The sequence below is a fragment of the Kitasatospora sp. NPDC007106 genome (assembly GCF_040634455.1).
In the GTDB taxonomy this organism is placed as follows: Bacteria; Actinomycetota; Actinomycetes; order Streptomycetales; family Streptomycetaceae; genus Kitasatospora; species Kitasatospora arboriphila.
Window position 1 is genome coordinate 1 of the sequence record NZ_JBEYFP010000720.1, and the last position, 2,946, is coordinate 2,946.

Annotated in this window: 3 protein-coding genes and 1 pseudogene; all 4 read left to right on the plus strand. The window is 73.5% G+C overall.

Annotated features, from left to right (window positions below; genetic code table 11):
* Nucleotides 1-112: 112 nt before the first annotated feature.
* The 4 genes and pseudogenes from ABZ641_RS31335 (at nt 113) to ABZ641_RS31350 (ending at nt 2,833) form a co-directional block, all read left to right on the plus strand.
* On the plus strand, nt 113-1,444 hold the full coding sequence (locus tag ABZ641_RS31335; protein ID WP_359987283.1) for an extracellular solute-binding protein: 1,332 nt from the start codon (nt 113-115) through the stop codon (nt 1,442-1,444).
* Nucleotides 1,445-1,451: 7 nt separating this feature from the next.
* Nucleotides 1,452-1,901, plus strand: a pseudogene (locus ABZ641_RS31340) (sugar ABC transporter permease); the annotation flags it as partial.
* A gap of 51 nt (nt 1,902-1,952) precedes the next feature.
* Nucleotides 1,953-2,267 (plus strand): dihydroxy-acid dehydratase, encoded by a 315-nt coding sequence (locus ABZ641_RS31345; protein WP_359987288.1) that lies wholly within the window; start codon nt 1,953-1,955, stop codon nt 2,265-2,267.
* Between the two features lie 107 nt (nt 2,268-2,374).
* A complete protein-coding gene (locus ABZ641_RS31350; protein ID WP_359987286.1) occupies nt 2,375-2,833 on the plus strand; it encodes an EamA/RhaT family transporter in 459 nt (152 codons plus the stop codon).
* Nucleotides 2,834-2,946 lie beyond the last annotated feature (113 nt).

Genomic DNA, 2,946 nt, shown 5'->3' on the forward strand with positions numbered 1-2,946 from the left:
GGGGCGGGCACCCCACGGCACTCCTCCACCGGCAGCCCGGCCGCCCACGGCCGGCCCCACCCCCGAACGGCACCCGGCCCCGGCCGGGACCGCCGACCGAGAGGACACCACCATGCGATCCCTGCGAGCGGCCGTCGCCCTGACGGCCACCCTCGGCCTGGCCGCCACGGCCACCGCCTGCGGCAGCGGCAGCGGCGGCACCTCCGCCGACAAGGCCTCCGCCAAGCCCCTCGACGGACAGACCGTCAGCGTCGCCGCCGCCTGGACGGGCGTCGAGCAGAAGAACTTCCAGAAGGTGCTGGACGCCTTCACCGCGAAGACCGGCGCCAGGACCGTCTACATCTCCACCGGCGACAACGTCTCCACCCTGGTCGGCAGCAAGATCGAGGGCGGCGACCCGCCGGACGTCGTGATGATGCCGCAGCTCGGCGTCCTCCAGCAGTTCGCCCGCAAGGGCTGGCTGGAGCCGCTCGCCCCCGCCGTCGCCGACAGCCTGCACCGCGACTTCGCCAAGATCTGGGCCGACTACGGCACCGTCGACGGCAAGCTCTACGGCCTGTACTTCAAGGCCGCCCACAAGTCGACCGTCTGGTACAGCCCCGCCGCCCTGGACACCGCCGGCGTCAAGCCGCCCACCACCTTCGACCAGCTGCTCGCCGCCGGCCACGCCGTCTCCGACAGCGGCCTGCCGGCCTTCTCCGTCGCCGGCGAGGCCGGCTGGCCGCTCACCGACTGGTTCGAGAACATCTACCTCTCCCAGGCCGGCCCGGAGAACTACGACAAGCTCGCCAAGCACCAGATCCCCTGGACCGACCCGACCGTGGTCGCCGCCCTCACCACCCTCGGCAAGGTCTTCGGCGACCCGCAGCTCGTCGCCGGCGGCGGCAAGGGCGCCCTGCAGACCGACTTCCCCGAGTCCGTCCAGGCCGTGTTCGGCGACAAGCCGACCGCCGCGATGGTCTACGAGGGCGACTTCGTCGGCGCCGTCGTCTCCGGCGAGCTGAAGAAGAAGGTCGGCGAGGACGCGAAGTTCTTCCCCTTCCCGGCCGTCGGCACGGGCAAGGCGCCGGTGGTCGGCGGCGGCGACGCGGCCGTCGTCCTCAAGGACGCCAAGCACAAGGACGCCGCCCAGCAGCTGCTGGAGTTCCTCGCGGGCCCCGAGGCCGGCGAGGTCTGGGCCGGCGCCGGAGGGTTCCTCTCGCCCAACAAGGCCGTCAAGCCCGCCGCCTACCCGGACGACACCACCCGGCAGACCGCCGAGTCGCTGATCGCCGCCGCCGACGGCTTCCGCTTCGACCTCTCCGACCAGGCCCCCGCCGCCTTCGGCGGCACCCAGGGCAGCGGCGAGTGGAAGCTCCTCCAGGACTTCCTGGCGAACCCGTCCGACGTCAACGGCACCGCCCAGCGGCTGGAAGCCGCCGCGGCCGCCGCGTACAAGGGCTGACGTCCCCATGAGGACACCCACCCGACCCCGGAGCTCCGGCGCCGCCCTGCGGCGCCGGGGCCCGGCCCCCCTCTTCCTGCTGCCCGCCCTCGCCCTGCTCGGCGCACTGGTGCTGTACCCCATCGGCTGGTCCGTGGTCCGCAGCCTCTACGACGCGCCCGGCACCGGCTTCGTCGGGCTCGGCAACTACCGCACCGCGTTCACCGACGACGCCACCCTCACCGCGCTGCGCAACAGCGCGATCTGGGTCGCCGTCGCGCCCGCGCTGGTCACCGGCCTCGGCCTGGTCTTCGCCGTGCTCACCGAGAAGGTCCGCTGGGGCACCGCCTTCCGGCTGCTGGTGTTCATGCCGATGGCGATCTCCTTCCTCGCCGCCGGCATCACCTTCCGGCTGGTCTACGAGCAGGACCCGGCCCGCGGCGTGCTGAACGCCGCCGCGGTCGCCGTCCACGACACCCTCTACCCGACCTCCTTCCTCAAGGGCCGCGGCCTCGGCAAGGCCTGCGCGCTGATCACCGACGGCCGCTTCTCCGGCGGCACCTCCGGCCTGTCGATCGGCCACGCCTCCCCGGAGGCCGCCTCCGGCGGCACCATCGCCCTGGTCGAGGACGGCGACATCATCGCCATCGACATCCCCGGCCGGAAGATCAACCTGGAGGTCTCCTTCGAGGAGCTCCACGAGCGCCGGCTCAAGCTGGAGGCCGAGGGCGGCTACCGGCCGAAGAACCGTCAGCGCCAGGTCAGCCAGGCCCTGAAGGCGTACGCGGCGATGGCCACCTCCGCCGACAAGGGCGCCGTCCGCGACATCAGCAAGCTGGGCTGAGGCCGCACCGACGGACCGGAAGGGCGTCGTACCCCGCGGCCCTGTTGCCGTCGGGTCTGCGGCGCCCTTCCGCCGTCCGGCCTCCCGGCCGGGCGACAATGGGTGCCGTGAACCAGCGCACCCCGGGCAGGAAGCCCGCCCCAGGCCCCGAGCCCGAGCCGATCCGGTTCTTCGGCACCACCTGGGTCGACCACGGCGGCGGCTACTGGCTGCGCCGGGTGCTCGTCTCGCTCGGCGCCCTGGTCTGCACGGCCGCCGGCGCCCTGGTGCTGCGGTTCGCCGTCGCCGGGGTGACGCTCTCCGACGCCGGCCGCCTCGTCGACGTGCTGCTGATCGGGGCGGTCGCGATCTGCTCCTGCCTCGCGGCGATCCGCACCTGGAAGTCCCTCACCGAGGGCCGCCACACCCTCGACGGCTGGATGGCCGAGGACCGCTCACTGGGCGCGGTCTGGCTGATCGGCGGGGTCGGCGCCCTCGCCGCGTACTTCTTCCGCAGCCTGGTCGAGGCCCCGGGGGAGGCGGTGCACCGCGCCGCCTACGAGAAGGCCCGCCGCGGGCGTCGCTGAAGCGGCATCGGTAGGGGCGCGTGGGGGCACCTCCCAGCCTTCGGCCGGGAGGTGCCAGGCGGTGTTCTGGTCTGTCCACTGCTGGATCCGGGTGCCGTCGGCGGTAGAGAAGG